Below are 23,170 nucleotides of genomic sequence, written 5' to 3'. Positions count from 1 at the left end.
GCGATACTGATTCTTGAAACTGCATATCCCTCTCCTTTTGTCATGACGTTCTGCGTCGGTTGGAGTCACAAGGATCCTAAAAAAGGAATTGGTTGTGGCGCCGCCGGCTGTCCTGAAGCAGCGGCCCGGTCCCCAATGGCCTCGTCGAAGTCCCGCTGCTCGATGCGCAGGGTGGCGACGTCGACCAATCCGCCTTTGGCCGCTGGAAACACGCGGCGGATCGCATTCATGGCGGCGCGGTCGCAGACGAACCGGACCTCGGCCGCCGACATTCCTTCCGTCAACTCGGCCAGGGCTGAGAGATCGATACGCTGATCGATCGGCTTCCTGCGCAGATGCACCGCCAGGATCGCCTGCCGCGCGACGCGATCCGGGCGCGGCACCTCAAGCCGGAAATCGAGCCTGCCGGGGCGCAGGAGGGCGTCATCGAGCATATCGGGCCGGTTGGTCGCTGCGATCACCCAAACGTCCTTCAGCGCCTCCACGCCATCGAGCTCGGTAAGCAATTGGCTGACGACCCGGTCTGTCACCGGCGAGCGGCCGTCGAAGCCGCGCTTCGGCACCAAGGCGTCGACCTCGTCCAGAAAGATAATGCAAGGCGCCGCCTGGCGGGCTCGCGCGAAGAGTTCGCGCACGCCCTGTTCGGACTCCCCGATATATTTTGACAATAGCTCCGGTCCTTTGACCGAAATGAAGTTGAGATTGCTTTGTGAGGCCAGCGCCTTCACCAAAAGCGTCTTGCCATTCCCGGGAGGACCATAAAGAAGGATGCCGCGCGGCGGCTGCAATTGGATCTGCTCGAACAGAGCCGGCTGGCTCAAGGGCCAGGCGATGGCCTCCTGCAGGGCGGCCTTGATCGACTCAAGCCCTCCCACGTCATCCCATCGGACATTTGGCACTTCGACGGCTACTTCGCGCAGCCCAGAGGGCGACACCTCGCTGAGGCCCTCCCTGAAATCCGTCATACCAACCTCCATCGCCATCAGCGCCTCATAGGGAATTGGCCCCGAATCGAGCGTCAGCTCAGGAAGCTGACGACGCAGCGCCGCCATGGCGGCCTCACGGCAAAGAGCGTTCAGATCCGCGCCAGTAAAGCCGTGCGTCGTCTCGGCGAGTTCCTTGAGATCGACATCGTCGCCGAGAGGCATCCCACGTGCGTAAATTTCCAGGATCTCGAGCCGGGCGTGCTCGTTGGGGATGCCTATGGCGATCTCGCGGTCGAAGCGGCCTGGCCGCCGCAAGGCCGGATCTATACTGTTGGGGCGATTGGTGGCGGCCATCACAATCACGTCGCCCCGGCCCTTCAGTCCGTCCATCAGCGCAAGAAGCTGGGCGACGACGCGCTTTTCCACCTCGCCTTCGACACGCTCGCGTTTGGGCGCGATCGCATCTATTTCGTCAAAGAAAATGATGCAGGGCGCACGCCGCTGCGCGTCGTCGAAGATCTTGCGCAACCGGGCTTCGCTCTCGCCGTAGAATTTCTGTATGATTTCCGGTCCGCTGACATAGATGAAAGCGGCGGCGGCCTCGTGGGCCACGGCGCGCGCGAGGAGCGTCTTGCCGCAGCCGGGCAGCCCGTGCATCAGCACGCCCTTCGGCGGCGTCATGCCGAGACGCTCAAAGATTTCAGGATGGGTGAGCGGCAGCTCGATCATCTCGCGTATTTTCGCGACTTCGCGCTCCATGCCGCCGAGATCGTCATAGGTGACGATGTCCTCCGCTGCCGCCTCCGCCTTGCCTGCCGACCCGCCGCGTGGATTTTCAATGGCGAGCAATGTGTCCGGATGAATCATCACGGGTCCATCGGGTTCGCTTCGCACGACCTGGAAATCGCGGTGGTTTCCTCCAAACAAAGCGATCCTGACGCGGTCGCCAGCCTTCATGGCGAGCCCGTCGAGGCGGCGCGCCATGTGGTCGATTTCATCTTCGCGCAAGGCGCCGGCGCCCAGCGGCGCCATGACAACACGACGGGCGACCGCAGAGGAGACCTTGCTGATCATGGCCCTCTGGCCCAGCGCCACGCCGGCGTTGGTGCGCCCGACCCCATCCATCTGGATAACCTGCTGACCTCTTTGTTCCTTGAAGGTCGGCATTCCCTTGGCGACGGTCTTTGCGCGCCCTTCAATCTCAAGCACGTCGCCAGGCGAGGCGCCGATCTGCCGCAGCGTTTCGGGATCGACCCTGACGATGCCGCGTCCTACATCCTCGCGCCGCGCCTCGACGACCGTCAGGCGCAACTTCTCCATGTTCGTCGCTGATGCTTCGCCTGACATGTCGTCCTCCCATCGTCTTCATTGACGATCGCTATTGATCGCGGATTTGCAGATATTCGACCTTGATGCGTCGCGGCAGAAATCTGGCGACGTCATGCAGGGCTCCGATAAAAAGAATTCCATCCTCCGCATCGCCAAGCGTCGCCTCGATGCGCCCGCCGATAAAGCGGTCGCGGGCCTCAAGCAGCGCCGCGGCGCTCGCCTCAGTGCGCAGCTCGGGCGATTGGAGCGCCCGATATTCTTCGAGAAGCAGGTCCGGCGCCTCGGTGCCGACGAGCGTCGCGCCGCCGCGCATGAGGTTGACCAGGAGTTGATGGTTCTGACTGCCCTGGGCCGCCAGTTCCTCCACCAGCGCGACCTCCCGGCCGCAGACCGGCAAGCTGTCCTGGAACAGCTTGACGCGCCTGAGATCGAGCCAGAGCGCCTTGATCGCATCCGCGATGGCGCGCCAGATGGCGTCGAATTTGGCGGATCGCTCCTCCCATTTGCTCTGGCCATAACGGGCGACGAAGGCTGCCTCATAGGCGCGTGCGGAAGAACCCATCTCGGGAGTGCTATGAAGCACCGGAACGTAGATCAATCGCGCCATCTTGCCGCCGGCTCCGTTTCCAGGGTGCTCCGCGCAAATGCGGATCGCTAGGTTGGCTGCTTGCTCAGTCGGACTTCAAGAACTCCGTTGCGCAGCGTGAGATGCGGCGCTCCGGGGGCCAGCTTCTCTTCGATGAGCGTCTCCTTGCGATAAAGCCGTTCGCCTGTCTTCGCCTCGAGGAGGAGGATGTCGCCGTCAAGGATGCAGCGTATCGCCTTGCGTTCGACGCCGGGCAGCTCGAAGAGCAATATGACCTCGCCCGGCTCGTCGAACATGTCCGTGACGGGCTCGAGGACTTCGAGAGAGCTTGGCTTCGCAGCGCGGCGGCGCGGCGTCTCAGGGCGCGCCGGAGCAGTCTCCTCGTGGCCGCCCCCTTCTTCCCCTTCGTCGACGAGCGTGCGCTTGCCAAAGGAATATTCCATCACCCTCCCATCCTTCTCGTGCCGCCCGCGGCGCGGTAGCTGATCGAAATCGGCGAGCACGGTGAAGAGATCGGAAAGCCCGCGTGCGATCTTGGTGAACCCGGCCGCGCCGGTGTCGTCATCTTTGTTGTTTTGATCGTCCCTACCCATGAGTCGTGCTCCCTTGCTCAAATGGCCCCGCGACGACGGCGCCAAGCGCCTGCTCGATCCTGCCCAATCGCGCGTCCATCGCTTCAAGCGCGGCGGTGCGCTCCACTGCCAGACGGTCAGGACGTCCACTGTAGTTCCACCAATCGAGGCCGAGTTCTTGCGCCTTGTCGACGGAGCAGATCACCAGGCGCAATTGAATTGTCAGAAGCTCGACTTCGACCAGCTTGATCGAAATGTCGCCGGCGATCACGACGCCTTTGTCGAGAATGCGCTCGAGCAGATCAGCGAGATTCGTGCTGTCGACGGAATGGGTCAGGGAATTGGCGGATGGCATGACGACACCTTTCAAAGCGCCCCATCGGGAACGCTAAGGTCGAGGGAAAGATCTTTGTCGGAAAATCCGAACTGCCGCTTCAAGCGTTCGATCTCTTCGGCTTGAGCGAAAAGCGCCGCGCCGACGTCCTCGACTTGCATGTCGGTCAGGCGCCCCGCCTCCATACGCCGCACGGCCTGCCGTTCGAGCACGTCATGAAGCAATTTGACAAGGGTGAGCACGAGACGAACGAGGCCTTGGGCCGTCGATGACCCGGAGGGGCCAGGGGCGCCGGCGGGGGCGATCGGCGGTTGCGGATGAATCCTTGTGGGGTCCATGCTGACAGCGGCGATTTCGGGCCGCGGCGCGGCGGCGGCCGGCATCGGCGTCGAAGGCGCTTGCGGCGGCGTTCGTGGATGCACAGGCTGCACGGGCGGGCGCCCTTCCGGCCAGATCGCGTCCACCGAGCCGAGGAGCAGTCTCAGATCGAGAAACAGCAGATCGACTTCCGCCAGCCCGATCGTCACATTGCCTTGCGCCGCCACTCCGCGCTGGAGGATTCGATCGAGCGCATCAGCCAGCGACAGCTGGTCGCCGCGCTCCGGCCGCGCCGTGGATGCGGGGCCAGAATCAGGAACGAGCATCGCCGCTGGCATCGGACCCGTCCTCCCCATGCAGGCGATCGAGGCGATACAGCAACGCCTGTTCGCGCGCATCGAATTCCGCTTCGGTGATCGCCCCATTGTCGAGCGCGCGGTGGAGCGCTGACAGATCAGCCATGATGGCCCGCTCGTCGAGAGCGGTCTCTTCCTGGACCGCTTGATCAATCTTCTTCAGAACAAAGACGAGCCCCCGCAACGGCGCCGATAGCAGATCGTCGATAAGAAACATGGCGGCGTCCTTTGAAGATAAATGGCGGTGATGAGCGTACTATCCGTCGCGCGGGCCGAACCGCGCGTGGTCTGCCTGATGTTGCTCGGCATTCTGTTGACGAGGAGGGTCGGATCGTCCGGCGGCGCCGTCGGCAGACTGGCGCAGTGAAACATGATCTCGTTCGTCTCCGACAGTCGGCGACGCCGGCGCCTCCGTCAGCCTCGCGGATCTTACCGAGCTGAACTTTTTGACGGTCAGAATCTTCCTCAGAACGAAGGCGACAACGTGCCCGGGCGCCGAAAGCAGATCGTCGATGACAAACATGGTCGCGTCCTCCAAGGGTGAACGGCGTTGCGCGTTCTATTGGCCGACCGGATTGAACTGCACGAAATTATGCGGCGGCCAGGGGCCGCTGATGTCGAAAGCGATGTCTTCGTCGAGCTGCGCCGCCGACTCATTCACGGCAACCTCGAATTGATCGAGACCCGCGCGAGGCACCAGCGCCGCCAAATTTGCGATCTCTTTTTCCTCGCGAACAGGCAATTTCATGACTTCAGCGCAGGAGGCGCCGACAACGGCGACGACCTGCGCCGTGCGGCCGTCGCGGTATTGACGCAAGGCGTCCTCGCACAGCTGGCCGAGCCGGATTCTATCATCGTAAGACGGAGGCCGGCGGCTGCGGAAAGTGCGTTCGCGCGCAGCGCGCAACGCCGGCGTCCGTTCCACAAGGTAGGCGATAGGATCAGGAACCTCAAGGCGCACGCGCAGACTCATTTCGATCGCGCCGGCGATCCGCAACAGCTGCGCAGTCAGCGTGTCTTGGTGCTCGTCGAGGAAAAGCCGCAGCTCAGCTTCCGACTTGGTCACGGCGCCGAACGCCATCGGCAATATGTCGAACTGCGTGTTGAGGGCGCTGAGCACGCGTTGATTGGCCGCGATGTTGCGGCGCTCGGCGCGCACCGGCGCAAGAGAACACTCGCTGACGATGGCGCAGAGCGATCCCTGCTCAAGGCGATTGACCGGCTGATCGAGGATGCCCTCCAGCGCCGGCAGTTCGTCGTCCCCCGCTCGACCCACGGCATAGACATAGAGACCCATCGCATGCTCTCCCACAACAAGCCCGCCCGCTGTCGCGCTCAGTGGCTGCTCGGGCTGAGATATTCGTAAGACCGGACGATCAGATCTATATCGAGTTCGACCAGGTAGTATTCCTGTTCGAGAATTTCCTGCGTTAGCGGCAGGCCGAGCGTCTTGATTTCAAGGTTCGGGACGAGAATTTCGGCCTCCGCGGACCATCCCAGCGCGCCATGTTCAACAGGCGCGATCTTGGTGATCCGGGTCTCCCGCGCGCCCAGCTCTGACTCGAGGAATTGCTTGACCGCGGCCCGGGCCGCCGACACCTTTCCGACAGGCGGGGGCGGGGGCGGCGGCGCCGTGACCTTCGACTTTTGATCGTCTTCGTGTCCTGCTCTTTGGTTCTTGGGCAGCATCTGCTTCATCTCCACGCAATTTTGCCGCGCGATCGGAAGGAATTCGTCGGTCGGCAGCTCTCGAAGTGTAAATAACTGAGGCAAGGCAGTCGCTTCGGGGCGAACAGTCGTTCAATACGAAAGTTGGAAGTTTCGCTTCATGGGCTTGCGCCCTACAGGCGATCGATGCGGCGCAGCAACCGCGTGCGCACGCGGCGCAGCGCCATTCAGGCTGGCAAGTATATTGGCGATTTCAGCGTCGATCTCACGAAAGCGGGTTTGAATTTTCTCGAAGCGGTCACTCGCCGCGCGCACTTCCAGCGTTCGGCGAGCTTTCTCCAATTCGAGAAAGCTGATGCGCAGATAAGCCTTGTGAGCTGGAATCTGTATGTCCGAGCGGTTCGCCAACGTTCGTAAATCAGCGGTTCCCCTTAAAGGTCGTCCTTGCGCCGGCATGGTCATTTTCCTCCTTTGGCTCGCGCGGCCGCGCGGCGGCCGGACCGCATCGTTACCTTGCCGTCCTCCTCCGCGCATTCGGAGCGGCGCAAAATAAGGTCGATGAAATCAGGCGAAACCGCCTGGTCGCTCTTCCCGTTCGGCGTCGTATGGCTGAGAATGTCGCGGCAGGCCCAAAGGAAGACGGGATTGCGATAGCTTGCTTCGCCGCCGCGCGTAGCGAGCACGCGGGCGATGGCGATCGAGGCGCGCAGAGTGGGAAAATGCGGATCCTTTCCCTCGACGCGGCACGCCCTCACGACATCGACGACCCGCGCCGCGCGTTGCGGATCGACGCCGGATTTGCTGGCCGTGATGGCGATCTCCGTCTCCCGATCGTAGTGACCGAGCTCCAGCGTGATCATCCGATCCAGCAAAGCGTCCTGGGCGCGGTAGACGCCCGCGTATTCCGCCGGGTTTGAAGTGAAGATCGCGCGAAAGCATGGATGCACTTTGACGTAGCCCTCGCCTCGGCCGTGCAATCCCGGAATGTTGAGAACACCCTCCGATAAGATGCTGAGGAACGGGTTGTTGGCTTCCGGCTTGCTCCGGTTGAATTCATCGTAAATGATCGAATGTCCAAGCCGGCAAGCCGTTGTGATACGGTTGTCGATCCAAAGCGCGCGCCCTTCCTCTTCAAGCTTGAAGACCGAGGGGATGTAGTTGTCGACGAGGCGCGACTTGCGATACCCGCTCTCACGACCGATGAGGTCGGAACTGCCGAACTCATGATCGCCATGGATGAGGATCGCGGGACGGCCGAGCTGAGCCGCGACGTGGAAGGCGAGCGTCGTCTTCCCGGTGCCGGGAGGGCCTGATAAATGCAGGGCATAGCCTGCCTCGAGGTAAGCCATGGCTCGCTCGGTGATATCCTTAACGGCGGCGGAGCTTACGAATGCTTCGCTCGGAGCCAATGCGATCGAGTCGCTTTGGTCGCCAGCGTCTGGATCGACCGCATCGTGACTTGCGAATGGGACGACGCTCATTTCGAATCTCCACCGTGACGTTCGCCCGGGCCACGATGACGGCCCGAACGGCTCGTCGCATCGCCCGATTGCGCTGCGGCGCTGGAGGCTCCATGCGTCGCGGCGGGTCCATGCGTCGCGGCGGGCAAGGGGATTTCGGCAGGCCGAGGCGCTGCGGCGTGGACAACGACAGACTCAGCCGACTGCCGATGGCTCGCTTCGGCCGCCGGCTTGCTCGTGCGGGACATTCCGCGCCATATCGCGACCGCCTCGCGGCGATCCTGCGCATAGCCGGCAAACCGCGCGCGCAGGGCGACGGCCCGATCGCGACCGCTCTTGTCGAATTTGTCGAGGAGGGAAGCAACGCCGCTCGTCAGATCGCGCATGAAGGCCGCCGCGGCGTTTTGGCGATGCTTCTGGCGAGCAAGCTGTTCGCGGCCGAACTTACCAAGAAGCCCTTTGACCTCCCGCCGACGACCGTTCCTCTCATCGCGCGCCTTATCGCGTGATGACTTCGATTCCTGCATCCGCGACGTCTTCAAACCTTGCATAAATGAGTGAACGTCGGCGTGGCGGGTTCGGGTCGCCGCCATGAGGCCGGCCGCCTGCTCACGGGTTGCCCTGCCGCGCGACGCCCTCAGGCTCTCCAGCATTGAGCGAACTTCGCGATGGCGACGTGTCGTCGCATTCTTGATCTCCGTCGCCAGTTCGCTTCGCTGCCGGCGCGCCATCATGATTCCGTCCATCATATGAGTTGCGCTTTCCGCCATTTTCGCCATGTCTCATCCTCCATCCGGGTCAAATTGCCGCCGGGAGCGCGATCGTGGTCGCGACCGCGCTCCCGGGCTGCTTGCAGACGCTACGCGGGCGCTGCGGCGGAAGCCGTAAGGCCGACCGCTTCTGCATATTTGAGGTAGGTTTCAACCGAGGCCACGACGACCCGAGCTTCGATCGTGATCAGCTCAATACCAACCAGCGAGATCTTGACCCAAGCATCGATCACGATGCCTTTGTCGAGGATCCGATCGACAACTTCGGCGAGGCTCGACGAATCGGTGGACTTCTGTACGCGTGCCATGAAGCTTCTCCTTGTGAACGCTGTGAGCGCTTCGTGCATTGACCGGAACAGGCGAGAACCCTCCGGCACTTGTAGAAATTGCAAGAACGGAGCCACGCGAGCGCAATTTCTCAGGAATTGAAATAGAGCCAGAGAATCAACAGCTTCGCCATTACCAACACGACAAAGCCCGCGGCCTTCTACACAGCATGCGGGCGAATGCGCCCAGATTCACGGGCGGCGATTCCCCTCTCCACTGCCCTTCACCGCGTCGACGATCGCGTCAATCCGAAACGGCTTCGCAAGAAAACCGTCGATTTCGGACGCCCGCACCGCCTCGATGATGCGAAGGTCGTCTTCTAGGAAATAACCGGAGATCATGATGATCCTCATCCCCGGTTGCATGTTGCGCAATTTCTCAACCAGTCGCAGACCGTCCATATCAGGCAGCCGCGCATCGACGAAGGCGATCGGAAATGACTGTTCAGCCAGCGATGAAATGGCGCTTTGCGCCGAACCGACCGTGGTCGCCGTATAGCCAACGCCCGCCAGAGCGATCTCGAGCACCCAACACATATCCTGATCATCGTCCACGATAAGGACAGTTTCGGGGGCGCGCTCGATCGCAGCGCGGCCCATGTCAGGAACTCTCCCTGGAAGGCGCAGCGGATGGAAGACGCACGACGAAAGTGGTTCCATTGCCGGGCGAGGTGCGCACAGTCAGTCCGCCTCCGTGCTGACGCACGATGGAATGACACACGGACAAGCCAAGCCCCGACCGACGACTGTCGTTGCGCGTCGTGAAGAAGGGGTCAAAGATTTTGGAGACATGGGCCTCCGGAATGCCGACGCCTGTGTCGCCGATCTCGATGACGACTTCGGCGGCGTCGAGCCGGAAGCCGATCGTCAGGCGGCCGCCGTTCGGCATCGCCTGGAAGGCGTTCAGCATGAGATTGATGAGGACGAGCTCAAGAAGATTCTGCACGCCTTCCGCCCATAAGGACAGGGTTGCGTCCGGCAGCCGCCAATCAACAGTTGTCCCGGTCGCAGCCTCGCCAGAGGCGAACATCAGAGCATTCTTCAACACGTCATGCACATCGACCCGCGTCGTCTCGGTAATAGGGCCGGGCCGCGCAAACCGCAGCAGGCTCTCGACGATGAGCGAGGCGCGGTCGATGCCTCCGATGACTTTCGTGACGCATTCTTCGAGCAAAGCCGGCGACGTCATTCTGTACTTCATGAGTTGCGCGGCCGCTGAGCTGACGCCCAACGGGTTGCGAATTTCGTGCGCGATGCCTCCAATCACCATGCCAAGCGCGGCGAGCTTTTCGCCCTGGTGCATCTGCGCCTCAATGGCCCGCTGCTCGACGAGATTGCGCCCGACGACGACGACGCCCGTAACCTCGCTATTGTGGCCAATCATATGCGACAAATGCCAGGAAACCGGTATGCTATCGCCATCCCGGCACCGCATCGGCCATTCGAACGAGCGTCGGTCTTCGATCTGGTCGATCCTTCGGAAACAGGCTTCGACATCGGGCTTTACCTCGGGATCAATCTGGTTGGTCAGCAGGGTGCCGCGCACTTCAGCCTGAGTGTAGCCGGTGGCCTTCTCCGCCGCCGTATTCCAGGTCATGATGGCCCCGTCTGGATCGGTGGAGATGATGAGATCGCCGGCGCTCTCGACGATGCTGGCGAGATGCAACTGCATCCGCCGCACCTCCTCCCCCAGCCGCAACAGGTCGGTCACATCGTCCATGACCAGAATGGCGCCGCCCGAGCCGCCCTGGAGCTGAAGCGGACAGATGCTATAGGAATAGATCCGCAGGGGAACACCCGGCGCGCGGTAGGTCATCCGCTGGCGATGCAGCGTTTTTCCAGTGACGATAACCTCCCGGATTTGCTGGTCGAGCGCCGTGTCCTGGAAGGCGGGGGGAAAAATCTCATGCAATCGCCGCCCCATGATCAAGGTCAGGCTGCTGCGGGATTTTTCCAGAAAATTGTGATTGGCCGCCAACACGGACGCCCGCTCGTCCAATATCAAGATGGACGAAGGAATCGTCGCCATCACCGCGTGAAAGAAACTCTGATGATCCAGCGTGGCGAATGGCATCTGCGTCGCCTGTCCTGGCGCCACTAACGTGGCGGTTTGAGATCCGGCCGGAAACTGAACGGCGGCCACGGGCCCGATAATGCAATCGTGACATGTCCATGCGAGGCGCGGGCCGACGCATCCCTCACGCGCTCCTGCAAGGCGGCGACGTCTGGTTTCCCCACCAGCAAAGAGTAGCGTGCAATGAGTTCCGGCTCGTCCGCCCCGTTTGGCCGGCGGTTCGCTTCATGCCGGCGAACGGTGGCCGTCAGGGGTTTGAGGTCCGTCACAAAGGCGCAAATAAACGCGCCGGCCTCGGCGCGGCCCTGCTCGATAAGCGCATTTCTGTCACGGCAAAGCCGCATATACCGCTTGCCGGGCGTCAGTTCGCACCAGTCCGGCCATGCCGCGCGCGCCAGCCGGTCGAGGCTTTCGGCCTCATCGAGGCGGGCTGTACCGCGTAGCTCCCATTCTTCCTTGCCGGCGACGGCCTGCAGGAATTCGGCGATCGTCGCCACATGGGCGTGAGTGAACGCCGTCAGGCTGTCGAGGCTCTCATAGAGCGTGCCAAAAGGCGCCGGGAACACCGATGACCATTGGGCCGCCCAATCGACGAGGGCGGCATGACGGCGCACGCGCGGCGCCAGCCAAGCGACATCGGCTAAACGGCGCTCCGCATCGGCGCCGCAATAATCCGCGACGGGAACGACGCCAATCAGCGCCGCTACCGATCCTACGCGATGCAGAATGAGCCGTCGCTCCAAAACCGCTTCGGGCGGGCGCCGCTCGAGCGCGCCATCATATTGGGCGAAGGCGAAAAGGCAGATGACCTCCTCGCCCGCAATGGGCGGCGGCGCGGCGGCGCTGTTGCGCTCAAGATCGATTTTATTCATCGACCGTCGTCTCAACGCGCTCTCGCAGCGTCTTCAACTTGGTGCGGTAGGTCTTGTAGTCGATGCCAAGGAGCCGCGCCGCCTCGGCCTTATTGCCTCTGGCCTGCTCGAGCGCCTTCACCACCGCATCGCCCTCGAGCGCGCGGATATGGTCCTGGACCTTATGCCGGAGGGTGATCACGCTGGTTGATATTGGGGGAGGCAGGACAGGCGCCACGGCGCAGAGGCCGAGGCTGTCGGTCAGATGTTCAGGCTTTATCACCTCCAACGCGCTCAGCGCCGCCCGACGCATGACATTGCGCAACTCACGGACATTTCCGGGCCAGCGATAAGCGCGCATCAGATCCAGCGCCGCCGGCGCTATTTCGGCCGGCGGCCGCCCGAGGGATGCCCGCGCCTGCGTCAGAAAGCGCGTCGCGAGGAATGCAACATCCTCCGGCCGCGCGCGGAGCGGCGGAACCGCGATGACATATTCGGCGAGGCGAAAGTAGAGATTCTCGCGAAAGCCGCCAGCTTTGGCGCGGTGCTTCAAATCATCGTTCGTGGCTGCAATAATGCGCACGTCGAGATCGATCAATTCGGTGCCGCCAACCCTGTGGATGGTGCGCTCTTCGAGTGTTCGCAAAAGCGCCTTCTGCCCGGTCATGGAGAGATTTCCGATCTCGTCCAGAAAGATCGTCCCGCCATTGGCTGCGACCTCGAACCAGCCGCGATGGCGCGCGACGGCGCCCGTATAGGCCCCCTTTTCGTGACCGAAGAATTCGGTGTCGGTGAGAGTCTCGGCGATTGCGCCGCAATCGACGACGACGAGCGGCCGGCCGGCCCGGCGGCTATAGCGATGGAGATTACGCGCGACGACTTCTTTGCCGGCGCCGGTCTCCCCCTGGATAACGACGGAATAGTCAGTCTCCGCGACAGCTTCGATCTGATCGATCAGGCTCTCCACCGCAGGGCCCTGGCCCATGGCTTCCTTGATCGTGGCGCGGATGCCGACTGCTGACGAAGCGGGGGCCTCGCCGCGCCGCGCGATGGCTCGCTGCACAGCATTCACAAAATGGTCGTTGCGAAATGGCTTGGTGAGATACTCGAAGGCGCCCTCCCGAATGGCCCCCACCGCCCCTGAAATGCTGCCATGGGCGGTGACGATGATGACCGGGAGGCCTTGGTCATGCCGGTGGAGGCGGCGCAGCACTTCATCGCCGCCGAGGTCGGGCATTCGCATATCCAGGACCACAGCATCTGGCGCCGCGCGGACGACCCTGTCGAGGCCGGACCGGCCTCCTTCGGCTTCGGCGACGTCAAATCCCGCATCCGCCAGGATATTGCGCATCGCCCATCGCATATCCCGATCATCGTCAATCAGCAGGACCGTGGCGCGCTGGGCCATCATATCACATCGCTCGGTATGAGAACCTGACGCAAATCAAGTTGCAACTGCTCGATGCTTGTTCTTTTGGCGAGCAATTATTGTAAAAATATTTACTCTCGATAAAGTTTGTATATTACGTGAAATTTGAATGATTGTTTATCATTGTTATTATTTTTACACTAGTCGCATATTTCGCATTGACGCAAATCAAATACGATCGAACGCCCTCCAAACCGGCGTTATCTCGCGTTTGTGTTCGGAGCTCGCGCCGAGCCTGCCGACGCAGGCGGGGCGCGACCGGCCACGCTCAGGCCTGACCGTAACACTGCCGAGGTGAGCGGACGCGCCCGCGTAGCTGAACCTCAACATCGACCCATACGGACGCGCCGACAGGCGGGGCCGTCACGTTGTCATTTTGAGGAGCAAGTTGAAGCTCGCGATGAGGAGATAAAGAGATGGCTCTGTCGCCCTTTGGCTGAAGCGGCGCTGGTTTGACACAGAACAATTTAGAACAACCCCGCGAGGGTTAGAATAAAATGATGAGCATGCCCAAGATCCTTTTTCTTTGCGTCGCAAACTCGGCGCGTAGCCAGATGGCGGAAGGCCTTGCCCGGCAAATCCTTGGCCCTGATGTCGAGGTCATGAGCGCGGGCTCGCAACCATCGAAAATCAATCCCCATGCCATCGACGCCATGGCCGAGATCGGCGTCGACATCTCCCGGCATCGGTCGAAGTCGACCAGCGAGATCAATCCAGCCGGGATTGATCTCGTGGTCACGCTCTGCGCCGAAGAGGTCTGTCCCGTCCTCCCCGGGGCCGCGCGCCGCCTGCACTGGCCAATCCCCGACCCCGTGTCTACCGACCCATCATTGGCGCCTGAAGATGTGCGTGTCCGATTCCGGACTGCGCGCGATCAGATCAAAGCCCGGATCGAGATCCTGGGAAGCCTCCTCCATCTTCCTGAAGGCCCGGCGGCAAAAGAGTTCCATAGCAGCATCCGGGTCAGAAGCCTGCCCGACAGCGTCCGCTTCTATGCCTGGCTGCTCGACGCCTGGCCCAAGGAATGGACCCATCGTTACGCGACCTTCATCCGGCCGGATCTCAAGTTGAATTTCGTGCTCCTCGTCTCCGACGGCAAGGAGCTGCATCACGACACGCTCTACCATCTCGGAATCGGGGTCGCGGACAAGGCCGCCGTCGTCGATGCATATCAGCGAGCGGGCGCCTTCGGCGCCCATGTCGAGAAGCCGCCGCGCACAACCTGGAAGGGCACGCCGCTGCACGAGCTATGGCTCACGGATCCAGATGGCAATCTGATCGAGATCTATGCGCGGTTGACCGATGCCGAATTGTCGATGAAACCGGCGGACGAAGCGCCCGTCTTCCTGACGCCTGACGACGCGGAAGCGCGAGCATGACGGAGAGCCGGGATGCTTGAATACAATGTTTGCGCCCGGCGCATCGACGGACATGGCGGCGAGGCGTCGGTGAAGGAGGCGCGGATTATCCTCGACACCGACGTGAACGGACGGCTGGATGCATTTAACCCGGCCGAATTGTTTCTGGCGGCTCTCGCCGCCTGCATGATCAAGGGCATCGAACGCGCGACGCCGATGCTGAAGTTTGATTTGCGCGGCGTCGAGGTCAAGCTCCATGGCGTTAGGCAGGACAGCCCGCCAAAGATGAATTCGATCGATTACGAACTGATTGTCGATACCGATGAAACCGACCACCGGCTTGAATTGCTGCACGCCAACGTCCGCAAATACGGCACGATCTCGAACACCATAGCTGAGGCGGTTAGGCTTGACGGAATCATCAGGAGAAAATCGTGATCCGGCCGCGCCTGCCCCGGACAAGCCATCGCGCCGCTTATATCGGGCGGCTGAGAGGCGCCGGGTTATGCCGCCCTGCTCCGGCAGGGTATGTTTCATAGTCAACGCGCTTTCAGGGAGGAAATTCGCATGACCAAAAGAGAAGCCGTGCTGTGCGCGCCGGTCCGCACCGCGATTGGAACCTATAATGGTTCGCTGAAAGCGACGCCCGCGACCGCACTTGGGGCGACGGTCGTCCGCGAGACTGTCCGCCGCGCCAATCTCGATCCGGCCAAGCTGCGCGCAGTCGTCATGGGCAATGTGGTGCAGGCGGGAAACAAGATGAATCCGGCGCGCCAGTCCGCCATCCATGGCGGCGTGCCGGTCGACGTGCCGGCCATGACCGTCAACCGTGTTTGTGGTTCTGGCGCGCAGGCGATCGCCACCGTGGCTCAGGACATCTGGCTAGGCTTCGGCGACGCCGCCATCGCTGGCGGCATGGAGAACATGGACGCCGCCCCCTACCTGATGCTGGGCGGCCGCTGGGGTTACCGGATGGGCAATGCCGAGATTTACGATTCGATGCTGCGCGACGGGCTCAACGACGCCTTCTCCAACGAGCATTCCGGTTGGCACACAGAGGATCTCGTCACGAAATGCCAGATCAGCCGCGAGGATCAGGACCGCTGGGCGGCGCGCTCGCAGGAGCGCTTCTCGACCGCGCAGGCGGCCGGCAAGTTCGACGCCGAGATCGTCGCCGTGGAAATCAAGGGCCGCAAGGGGCCGGAGCTTTTCGCCAGGGACGAGCACAATCGGCCCGGCACGACGATCGAGTCGCTGGCCAAGCTGAAACCAGCCTTCCGCAAGGATGGAACCATCACGGCGGGGAACGCGCCGGGGCTCAACACCGCCGCGGCGGCAATGATCGTCGCGGAGCGTGGTTTTGCCGATGCGAACGGTCTCGATCCGGTCGCGCGTCTCGTCGCCTACGGCCTTGGCGCGGTGGAGCCTGGCATGTTCGGCATCGGCCCCGTCCCGGCCGTCCGGCAGGCGCTGGAGCGGGCTGGATGGACGCTTGGCGACGTCGAACGCGTTGAGATCAACGAGGCCTTCGCCGCCATTGCGCTTGCGGTCACCCGCGAACTCGGCCTCGCCGAAGACGTCGTCAACGTCGAGGGCGGCGCCATCGCCCACGGCCATCCGATCGGCGCCAGCGGCGCTATCCTGACCACCCGGCTCCTGCATTCAATGAAACGCGACGGGCTTCGGCGCGGCGTCGTCACGCTTTGCATCGGCGGCGGCCAGGGCATCGCCCTGGCGCTCGAAATGCTGGCCTGAGGCGGGCTGACGAACCTCCCGCAGGACTCGGATGCGCATCCGTTGGATCTGCGTGCCCTGAAGGAATTGACGCAGGTCATTCCAACGCCGCGAAATCGCAGGCATTCTTGAGCAATGGAAAACACGATAGTCAGCGGCGCCTCCGCCAGCTCCATCTCGCCCAAAGCCGAAAATACCGCTTTGGCCACGCCCTTGACAAAGACGGAGGGGCCTCACGTCGCGCCAGTGACACCGTCCGCGACGGTCAGTCCGCCGGACCCGCTCGAGCGTCTTTCCGAGACATTGGACAAGATCGTCCACTCCTCCCTGGCGCGTCTGACCGCCGGCCTGTCGCCCGCCGCCATGGCGGAGGCGTATTCGGACTGGGCCATCCACCTCGCCTTCTCCCCAGGCAAGCAGGCCGCGCTGGCCGGGAAGGCTGCGCGGAAATGGGCGCGGCTCGCGACAAACATCCAGCAGTCCATTTTGTCGGGCGGCCGCTGCGAGGCCTGCATCGAGCCGCTCCCGCAGGATCGGCGTTTCGTGGCGAAGGAGTGGCAAGACTACCCCTACAATGCGATCTATCAAAATTTTCTGCTGCAACAGCAATGGTGGCACAACGCTACGACTGGCATCGATGGCGTCTCGAAGCAGCACGAGAGAGTGGTCGAGTTCGCATCCCGTCAGCTTCTGGACGTGGCGTCGCCAGCGAATTTTCTCGCCATCAACCCGGTAGCGCTGCGCCGGACGTTGGAAACCGGAGGGATGAACCTCTTCGACGGCGTACAAAATTTTTGGGAGGACTGGGGACGCCTCAGCCGCGGCGAACCGCCTGTTGGAACGGAGAATTTCAAGGTGGGGCTCGAAGTGGCGGTCGCGCCCGGCGAGGTCATCTTCCGCAATCGTCTGATCGAGCTGATCCAATATGCGCCCGCGACTGAGACGGTGAGGCCGGAGCCGATCCTGATCGTTCCAGCGTGGATCATGAAATATTACATCCTCGACCTTTCGCCGCAGAACTCGCTTGTTAATTTTCTGACAAAACAGGGCTTCACGGTTTTTATGATCTCCTGGAAGAATCCAACCGAGGAGGATCGGGATCTCGGCATGGAAGATTACCTCCGGCTCGGCTTCCTGGCGGCGCTCGACGCCGTTAACGCGATCGCGCCCGATGCGAAAACACACGCGGTGGGCTACTGCCTTGGCGGCACGCTCCTTTCCATCGCCGCCGCCGCGATGGCGCGGGATGGGGATAACCGGCTAAAGTCTGTCTCGTTCTTCGCTGCGCAGCAGGACTTCACGGAAGCAGGCGAACTTTCTCTCTTCATCAACGAGAGCCAGGTCCACTTTCTTGAGGACCTGATGTGGGAGCAAGGCTATCTCGATGGAAAGCAGATGGCTGGCGCCTTCCAGCTCCTGCGATCGAACGATCTCGTCTGGTCGAGGATCATGCGCGACTATCTCATGGGCGAGCGCGCGCCCATGAACGACCTCATGGCCTGGAATGCCGACGCAACGCGGATGCCATACCGGATGCACTCCGAGTATCTGCGTAAGCTCTTTCTCGACAATGATCTCGCGGAAGGCAGGTTCAAGGTCGAGGGGCGGCCGATCGCGCTGACTGACATCCGCGCGCCGATCTTCTCCGTCGGAACCGAGCGCGACCACGTTGCGCCCTGGCGATCGGCTTTCAAAGTGCATCTGCTGACCGATACAGATGTGACGTTTCTGCTCACCACGGGCGGACACAACGCCGGCATCGTCTCGGAACCCGGACACCGGGGCCGCAGCTACCAGATTCTTACGAAGGCGGCGCAGGACCGTCATATCGATCCTGACGCCTGGCAGACGCTGGCGCCTCGCAAGGAAGGCTCATGGTGGCCCGAATGGACCGCCTGGCTTGCCGGCCACTCGGGCAAACCTGTAGCGCCGCCGCGACTGGGGGCGCCTCAATCCGGCTACACTCCGCTATGCGCGGCTCCTGGCTCCTACGTCCAGCAGCCTTGATGGCGCTGGCGATCGTCGCGGGCAATGTTCCCGATCGACATGACGGTTCGTCCAACCGCCAAGCGCCCCGAGGGCAACCTGTTGTCTCTCACGGCTCCGGTTGCGGCGTGGCTGCGCCGCTGGGCGGTAAGATCGGGTAGGTCACAGTCGGCTGGTCCCCTGTCAGGCTGGCGAGGAAGGCTGTGATCTTGTCCACCTCATCGTCGCTGAGCGAGACGCCGAGCTGGCTTGTGCCCATGACCGCCACCGCCTGACGCAAATCCCAGGCTTTGCCGGTGTGGAAATAGGGCGCCGTCAAGGCAATGTTGCGCAGCGTCGGCACCTTGAAAACATATTCGTCGCTCGGCGTCTTGCTGACCATGAAGCGGCCCTTGTCGGCGGGCGGCAGCAGTTCCGCGCCCGGCTTCTCAACCACTCCGAACGGAGCGTACATGCCGCCTCCCACGTTGACGCCATTGTGGCAATTCGAGCATCCCTTATCCATGAACAACGCCAGGCCCTCCTTTTGCGGCGCCGAAAGCGCGTCGGCCTCACCTTTGAGAAAACGATCGAACGGCGCATTTGGCGTGATCAGCGTGGCTTCAAAAACGGCGATAGCCTTCTGCACATTGGCGAGCGTGGTCGGGTCCGCCTCACCCGGGAACGCCTTGGCGAAGACCTCGCCATAGCCGGGGACGCCCTTGAGCTGTTCGGCCACATGCGCTTTCGGCGACGCCATCTCGACCGGATTCATCATCGGCCCGCCAGCCTGCTCCTCGAGATCCTTGGCCCGCCCGTCCCAGAACTGGGCCTTGTTGAAGACCGCATTAAAAACCGTCGGCGCGTTCCGGCCGCCCAGCTGCCAGTGATGGCCGATAGATTTCGATTCAGCATCAGCTCCGCCAAGTCCCAGATTATGACAGGAGTTGCAGCTGATGGCATGGCTCGCGGATAATCGCGGGTCGAAGAAAAGCATTTTGCCAAGTTCAACCTTGGCGGGGGTCGCCGGGTTGCCGGGCAAATTCGGCGCGGTTGTCGGAATCGGCTCGAACAGCTGCTTCGCCTTCGTCAGCAGTTCCTCGGCGGCCAGGGCGGGAGAGGCGATGAGATAGGCGACGGAAAGGAAGACGGCAGAAATGCTTTTTGCCATGATGAGTTTCCTTACTCTAGTTCGCGCTGCGCCTTTATGGCGGCGGATCATTGCGTCGATCCATACCGACTGTCGCGGCAGTACATTTGACGCAACGCGCACGCGACTAGCGTATTCGCGTTACAATTTCTAAATGGACGCCTGCCAAAAGTAAATCATGAATGCTTCCCTGAATGATATTATGACATACTGATATAACCTGAACGAAAGCTTTGAGGCTCTGGCTCCGGGCCGTCATCTGGACGATTTCATCCCGATACCAACCCCACGCGGAAACGCTCTGTGGCCGAGCGACCCGATGCATCTTGCCGACCTCGTCACTATATAACCTCGAAAGACGTTGGAAGGAAAAGGCGTTGGTGCATTTGCGCGCGCGATCCGCTTCCGGCAGCGGTGAGTTCCGGGCTGCAAAAACTGTATGGTCTCGTTGGACGGGAGGATATGACCGTGGCGCACGATGCCGGCGCCCGGACACTCGAAGGAGGCACGCAAATGATGCAACAAAGCTCTGACGGCCCGATCCAGTACACAGAATATTTTGCGTGGGATGCGCCCACTCGATGGTTTCACTGGATCAACGCGCTTTCCGTGCTCGGACTCATCGGGACAGGGGTAGTGATCCTCAATGATGACGCCCTCGGCCTTTCGGCCAGCGGCAAGATCGCGCTGAAAAGCGTACACGCGTCATTCGGCTACGTGATGGCGATCAATCTGCTCTGGCGGTTCGTCTGGGCATTCTTTGGCAATCGTTACGCGCGGTGGCGGGCGATAGCGCCGGGCGGACCCGGTTATCCCGCCGCGCTGCGAGGCTACGTCATGTCTTTCCTGTCCGGGCAGCCGCAACAGTTCGTCGGGCATAACCCGCTGGCGCGCATAGGAGTCTCCCTGATCTTCCTGCTGCTCCTCGTGCAGTTGGCTACAGGCCTCGTCATTGTGGGAACCGATCTATTCTGGCCGCCGTTCGGTCACTGGTTTGCGCAGTGGGTGGCCGCGCCGGGCGTCGACCCCGCGGCCGTTCAACCGGGGGCGTCGGCCGTGATCAACGAGGCGTCCTATCAAGCCATGCGCGCTTTTCGTGGACCATTCGTCGAGATCCACGAGCTTGCATTCTACGCTTTGGCCGTCGTTATCACGCTCCACATTATTGCAGTGGTTTCAACAGAGCTTCACGAGGGCGGCGCCATCACGTCCGCGATGTTCACTGGCCGCAAGATCCTTACCCGAAAGCCGCCGGACGCGACGTGACAACAGCGCATATTTAAGCCAATCCACCGCGGATCGCGAGAACTGTCGACATGGACGACCCCGCTGACAAACCGATTAAAAGTCGAGGCAAGCCAATGCTTGAGCGCCTGAGGGAGCCGCAATGGCGCTTTGCGAGAATCCCTCTCGGCACGGTGCTTGTCCTCGGGGGCGTCATCGGCTTTCTTCCGCTGGTGGGCTTCTGGATGCTCCCTCTCGGCTTGATGATTCTCGCAATCGACATTCCACTTGCTGGCCGCCTTTTGGATAGGCTGACGAAGCTCGGCCGCCGGCTTAAAGATTTCTTTCGGCGGCGGACAAATCGATAAATCATTGGCGTCGTCAGCTATTTGCGAAACAGCCCGGCACGGCCCGTGGCGACCGACGCCATAGGCCGCCTTTTCTGGCCGCGGCGCACGATCCCATCGGCCTATGGGTGACAGATCAGCGTCATCACAACAGAAGCGTTGACGTTGCAGGCGATAACTGGCCGCCGCTCGCGCTCGCGCGCTCCAACCAAGCATCAGCTTCGCCATCAATGATGGCGACGCTCGCGCTGCAACGTCTCATCGGTTGATCTTGCAGAAATTGATCTGGCTCAACGTACACAACCCGGTTTCACTCTACCCACATCTACAGCCAGCGCGCATGATGGATCGTCGGCGTCTGCGACCGTCCCGCACCTTGAGCGTTGCGTCGCGGGTCCCGTTCCGAGCCGGCGGCGCATGGAAGCCATTTCAGACTGAGGAGGGCCTCATGCAAGCGCCAATCGAGATCGCCTTTCAAAACTGCGACCCTTCGGAAGCTGTTCGATCCGAGATTCTCAGGCTGGCTCAGCGCCTCGAAAAATTCAGCTCCCGAATTACGAGCTGTCATGTCGCAATCATCCGTGAAGAAAAGCGGAGCCGTCACGGCGGACCGTTCAAGGTCGACATCCGAATTGCGATGCCCGGGCACAAGGACGTTATCGTCAACAGGACGCATGATGACAAGCCTGAACGTGAGCATGTCATGGTCGCGGTGAGAGAGGCCTTTGGCGCGGCGCAGCGGCAGGTCGAGGACGCCCAGCGCGATCTGCGCGGCGAGGTGAAACTCCATGCGGTGGAAGATCACGGCCGTGTGGCGAGGTTCCTCGCGGGCGAAGACGCCGGATTCATCGAAACGCCCGATGGGCGCGAGATCTACTTTCATCGCAACGCCGTTCTCGACGACGCTTTCGACCAGTTGAGGGTGGGCTCGGAAATCCGCTTCGTAGAGGAAGAAGGCGAGAAAGGCGCGCAGGCGAGCACGGTGCGTCTGGTTGGCAAGCATCATCCTGTCTAGCGGAGGCTGCGATGGCTGATATCGATGTTGCTGGGGCGCTTCGCGCGGTTGGCGCCGACGAGGCGGCGGCTGTGGTGCGCGATTTCTGTGAGCCCCTGCCCTCCCTCGACGAGGTCGATGATTTCGGCGAGTGCTTCGACCGCTTCGGAGACGCCAAAGTCGTCCTGCTCGGGGAGGCGACGCATGGCACGTCTCAGTTCTACCGCGCCCGCGCGGCGATCACGCGCCGCCTGATCGAACGACATGGCTTCAATATCGTCGCGGTCGAGGCGGATTGGCCCGATGCGGCGCGTATTGACCGCCATGTGCGTCATCACCCGCATGAGGCTTCGGCCGAAGAAGCTTTTGCGCGCTTCCCGACATGGATGTGGCGCAATGTCGAGATGGATGATTTCGTCGAATGGCTGCGAACGCATAATGCAAAGCTGGCGTCGCGGCAGCGCGTTCAGTTCAGCGGCCTCGACATCTACAGTCTTGGCGCCTCGATCGCCGCCGTTCTCTCCTACCTTGGCAGGGTCGATCCTCAGGAGGCGATGAAGGCGCGCCAGCGTTACGGTTGTCTTACCCCCTGGCAGAATGATCCTTCCCGCTACGGCAGCGCGACGCGCTTTCTTGACAAGTCGCCCTGCGAGGACGCCGTCGTTGCGCAATTGCGCGAGCTTCTCGACAACCGGCTCATCTATCTGCGCCGCGAGGGCGATTTTTTTGACGCCGAGCAGAATGCCCGCATCGTCCACACCGCCGAGCATTATTATCGGCTGATGTATCGCAGCGCGACAGATTCCTGGAATTTGCGCGACCGCCACATGTTCGACACGCTTGCGCGCCTTTTGACCGCCCGCGGCAATGAGGCGAAAGCCGTGGTGTGGGCGCATAATTCGCATGTCGGCAATGCGGCGGCTACCGCGATGGGCTGGCAAGGAGAATTCAACATTGGTGAATCGTGCCGCGCCGCGTTTGGCGAAGCGGCAGCGCTGATCGGATTTGGAACCGATCGCGGCACGGTGGCCGCCGCGGACGATTGGGGCGGTCCGATGAGATTGAAGTCCATCCTTCCGTCCCGCCCGGACAGCTATGAACGCGTCTTCCGCCAGGCTTTCGTCGAAAAATCGCTCACCGACTGGCGAACAGGCGACAAGAAGGAACTGCGGGGCGTGCTGAGCAAACCACGGCTTGAGCGCGCGATTGGCGTCGTCTACCGGCCAGACACGGAGCTTTACAGCCATTATTTCGAGGCGATCCTGCCCGACCAGTTTGACGCCTATGTCTGGTTTGAGGAGACGACGCCGGTGACGCCGCTCAGCGGTGCAAGGCCGCACGGCGCGCCGGACACTTATCCGTTCGGGCTTTGAGCATCGGCGGGCATGGATCGCCTCAA

24 protein-coding genes and 1 pseudogene are annotated in these 23,170 nt (G+C 61.9%); 7 read left to right on the top strand and 18 right to left on the bottom strand.

Going from position 1 to position 23,170, the window contains the following annotated elements; translation table 11 throughout:
* Positions 1-65: 65 nt before the first annotated feature.
* The 17 genes and pseudogenes from MPC4_RS17655 to MPC4_RS21810 all read right to left on the bottom strand — a co-directional run.
* Complete coding sequence (locus tag MPC4_RS17655) at positions 66-2,273, bottom strand: CDC48 family AAA ATPase (protein ID WP_244629090.1); 2,208 nt, start codon at positions 2,271-2,273, stop codon at positions 66-68.
* Positions 2,274-2,304: 31 nt separating this feature from the next.
* A complete protein-coding gene (locus MPC4_RS17650; RefSeq protein WP_174513680.1) occupies positions 2,305-2,862 on the bottom strand; it encodes a hypothetical protein in 558 nt (185 codons plus the stop codon).
* Positions 2,863-2,909: 47 nt separating this feature from the next.
* Positions 2,910-3,434: an Hsp20/alpha crystallin family protein gene (locus MPC4_RS17645; protein ID WP_174513679.1), complete on the bottom strand. Its 525-nt coding sequence runs from the start codon at positions 3,432-3,434 to the stop codon at positions 2,910-2,912.
* Positions 3,427-3,768, bottom strand: coding sequence for a gas vesicle protein (locus MPC4_RS17640; protein WP_174513678.1), 342 nt, complete (start codon positions 3,766-3,768; stop codon positions 3,427-3,429). Before MPC4_RS17640 ends, MPC4_RS17645 begins: the two co-directional genes overlap by 8 nt.
* Before the next feature lie 11 nt (positions 3,769-3,779).
* On the bottom strand, positions 3,780-4,403 hold the full coding sequence (gene gvpJ, locus MPC4_RS21005) for a gas vesicle protein GvpJ (RefSeq protein WP_210253684.1): 624 nt from the start codon (positions 4,401-4,403) through the stop codon (positions 3,780-3,782).
* Positions 4,378-4,638, bottom strand: coding sequence for a gas vesicle protein GvpG (locus MPC4_RS17625; RefSeq protein WP_174513677.1), 261 nt, complete (start codon positions 4,636-4,638; stop codon positions 4,378-4,380). Before MPC4_RS17625 ends, gvpJ begins: the two co-directional genes overlap by 26 nt.
* Before the next feature lie 342 nt (positions 4,639-4,980).
* Entirely contained in the window at positions 4,981-5,718 is a 738-nt protein-coding gene (locus MPC4_RS17620) for a GvpL/GvpF family gas vesicle protein (protein WP_174513676.1), read from the bottom strand.
* 38 nt (positions 5,719-5,756) lie between these two features.
* The gene (locus MPC4_RS17615; protein WP_174513675.1) at positions 5,757-6,110 is read right to left on the bottom strand and encodes a hypothetical protein; all 354 of its coding nucleotides are present in this window, start codon (positions 6,108-6,110) and stop codon (positions 5,757-5,759) included.
* 111 nt (positions 6,111-6,221) lie between these two features.
* Positions 6,222-6,551, bottom strand: coding sequence for a hypothetical protein (locus tag MPC4_RS17610; RefSeq protein ID WP_174513673.1), 330 nt, complete (start codon positions 6,549-6,551; stop codon positions 6,222-6,224).
* Positions 6,548-7,570: a gas vesicle protein GvpN gene (gene gvpN, locus MPC4_RS17605; RefSeq protein WP_174513672.1), complete on the bottom strand. Its 1,023-nt coding sequence runs from the start codon at positions 7,568-7,570 to the stop codon at positions 6,548-6,550. The genes MPC4_RS17610 and gvpN overlap by 4 nt, the downstream gene beginning before the upstream one ends.
* The gene (locus MPC4_RS17600; RefSeq protein WP_174513671.1) at positions 7,567-8,328 is read right to left on the bottom strand and encodes a hypothetical protein; all 762 of its coding nucleotides are present in this window, start codon (positions 8,326-8,328) and stop codon (positions 7,567-7,569) included. The genes gvpN and MPC4_RS17600 overlap by 4 nt, the downstream gene beginning before the upstream one ends.
* Positions 8,329-8,408: 80 nt before the next feature.
* Positions 8,409-8,627, bottom strand: coding sequence for a gas vesicle structural protein GvpA (gene gvpA, locus MPC4_RS17595; RefSeq protein ID WP_134492829.1), 219 nt, complete (start codon positions 8,625-8,627; stop codon positions 8,409-8,411).
* 210 nt (positions 8,628-8,837) lie between these two features.
* Positions 8,838-9,245, bottom strand: a complete 408-nt coding sequence (locus MPC4_RS17590) for a response regulator (RefSeq protein WP_174513670.1) — start codon at positions 9,243-9,245, stop codon at positions 8,838-8,840.
* A gap of 1 nt (position 9,246) precedes the next feature.
* A complete protein-coding gene (locus MPC4_RS17585) occupies positions 9,247-10,719 on the bottom strand; it encodes an ATP-binding protein (protein WP_174513669.1) in 1,473 nt (490 codons plus the stop codon).
* A 23-nt stretch (positions 10,720-10,742) separates the two neighbouring features.
* On the bottom strand, positions 10,743-11,591 hold the full coding sequence (locus MPC4_RS17580; protein ID WP_174513668.1) for a GvpL/GvpF family gas vesicle protein: 849 nt from the start codon (positions 11,589-11,591) through the stop codon (positions 10,743-10,745).
* Positions 11,584-12,642, bottom strand: a complete 1,059-nt coding sequence (locus MPC4_RS17575; RefSeq protein ID WP_244629089.1) for a sigma 54-interacting transcriptional regulator — start codon at positions 12,640-12,642, stop codon at positions 11,584-11,586. The genes MPC4_RS17580 and MPC4_RS17575 overlap by 8 nt, the downstream gene beginning before the upstream one ends.
* A gap of 45 nt (positions 12,643-12,687) precedes the next feature.
* Positions 12,688-12,921: pseudogene (locus tag MPC4_RS21810) on the bottom strand (response regulator); the annotation flags it as partial.
* Between the two features lie 584 nt (positions 12,922-13,505).
* On the opposite strand from MPC4_RS21810, the gene MPC4_RS17570 reads away from it, so the two are divergent.
* The 4 genes from MPC4_RS17570 to MPC4_RS17555 all read left to right on the top strand — a co-directional run bounded on the left by MPC4_RS17570 (position 13,506) and on the right by MPC4_RS17555 (position 18,098).
* Positions 13,506-14,378, top strand: a complete 873-nt coding sequence (locus MPC4_RS17570) for a VOC family protein (protein WP_210253683.1) — start codon at positions 13,506-13,508, stop codon at positions 14,376-14,378.
* A gap of 12 nt (positions 14,379-14,390) precedes the next feature.
* Positions 14,391-14,795, top strand: coding sequence for an OsmC family protein (locus MPC4_RS17565; protein WP_174513666.1), 405 nt, complete (start codon positions 14,391-14,393; stop codon positions 14,793-14,795).
* Between the two features lie 129 nt (positions 14,796-14,924).
* Positions 14,925-16,112 (top strand): thiolase family protein, encoded by a 1,188-nt coding sequence (locus MPC4_RS17560; protein ID WP_174513665.1) that lies wholly within the window; start codon positions 14,925-14,927, stop codon positions 16,110-16,112.
* Between the two features lie 114 nt (positions 16,113-16,226).
* Positions 16,227-18,098, top strand: coding sequence for a PHA/PHB synthase family protein (locus MPC4_RS17555; RefSeq protein ID WP_174513664.1), 1,872 nt, complete (start codon positions 16,227-16,229; stop codon positions 18,096-18,098).
* Between the two features lie 88 nt (positions 18,099-18,186).
* On the opposite strand, the gene MPC4_RS17550 is transcribed toward MPC4_RS17555, so the two are convergent.
* Entirely contained in the window at positions 18,187-19,227 is a 1,041-nt protein-coding gene (locus MPC4_RS17550; RefSeq protein WP_174513663.1) for a cytochrome-c peroxidase, read from the bottom strand.
* A gap of 492 nt (positions 19,228-19,719) precedes the next feature.
* Between MPC4_RS17550 and MPC4_RS17545 the strand changes: the two genes are divergently transcribed.
* From MPC4_RS17545 to MPC4_RS17535, 3 genes are all read left to right on the top strand, one after another.
* Positions 19,720-20,472: a cytochrome b/b6 domain-containing protein gene (locus tag MPC4_RS17545; protein WP_244629087.1), complete on the top strand. Its 753-nt coding sequence runs from the start codon at positions 19,720-19,722 to the stop codon at positions 20,470-20,472.
* A 753-nt stretch (positions 20,473-21,225) separates the two neighbouring features.
* Positions 21,226-21,792, top strand: a complete 567-nt coding sequence (locus tag MPC4_RS17540) for an HPF/RaiA family ribosome-associated protein (protein ID WP_174513662.1) — start codon at positions 21,226-21,228, stop codon at positions 21,790-21,792.
* 11 nt (positions 21,793-21,803) lie between these two features.
* On the top strand, positions 21,804-23,144 hold the full coding sequence (locus tag MPC4_RS17535) for an erythromycin esterase family protein (RefSeq protein ID WP_174513661.1): 1,341 nt from the start codon (positions 21,804-21,806) through the stop codon (positions 23,142-23,144).
* Positions 23,145-23,170 lie beyond the last annotated feature (26 nt).

Source organism: Methylocella tundrae (assembly GCF_901905185.1).
GTDB lineage: Bacteria > Pseudomonadota > Alphaproteobacteria > Rhizobiales > Beijerinckiaceae > Methylocapsa > Methylocapsa tundrae.
The sequence above is the reverse complement of the archived record's forward strand: the minus strand, read 5'-3'. Positions and strand labels throughout refer to the sequence as shown.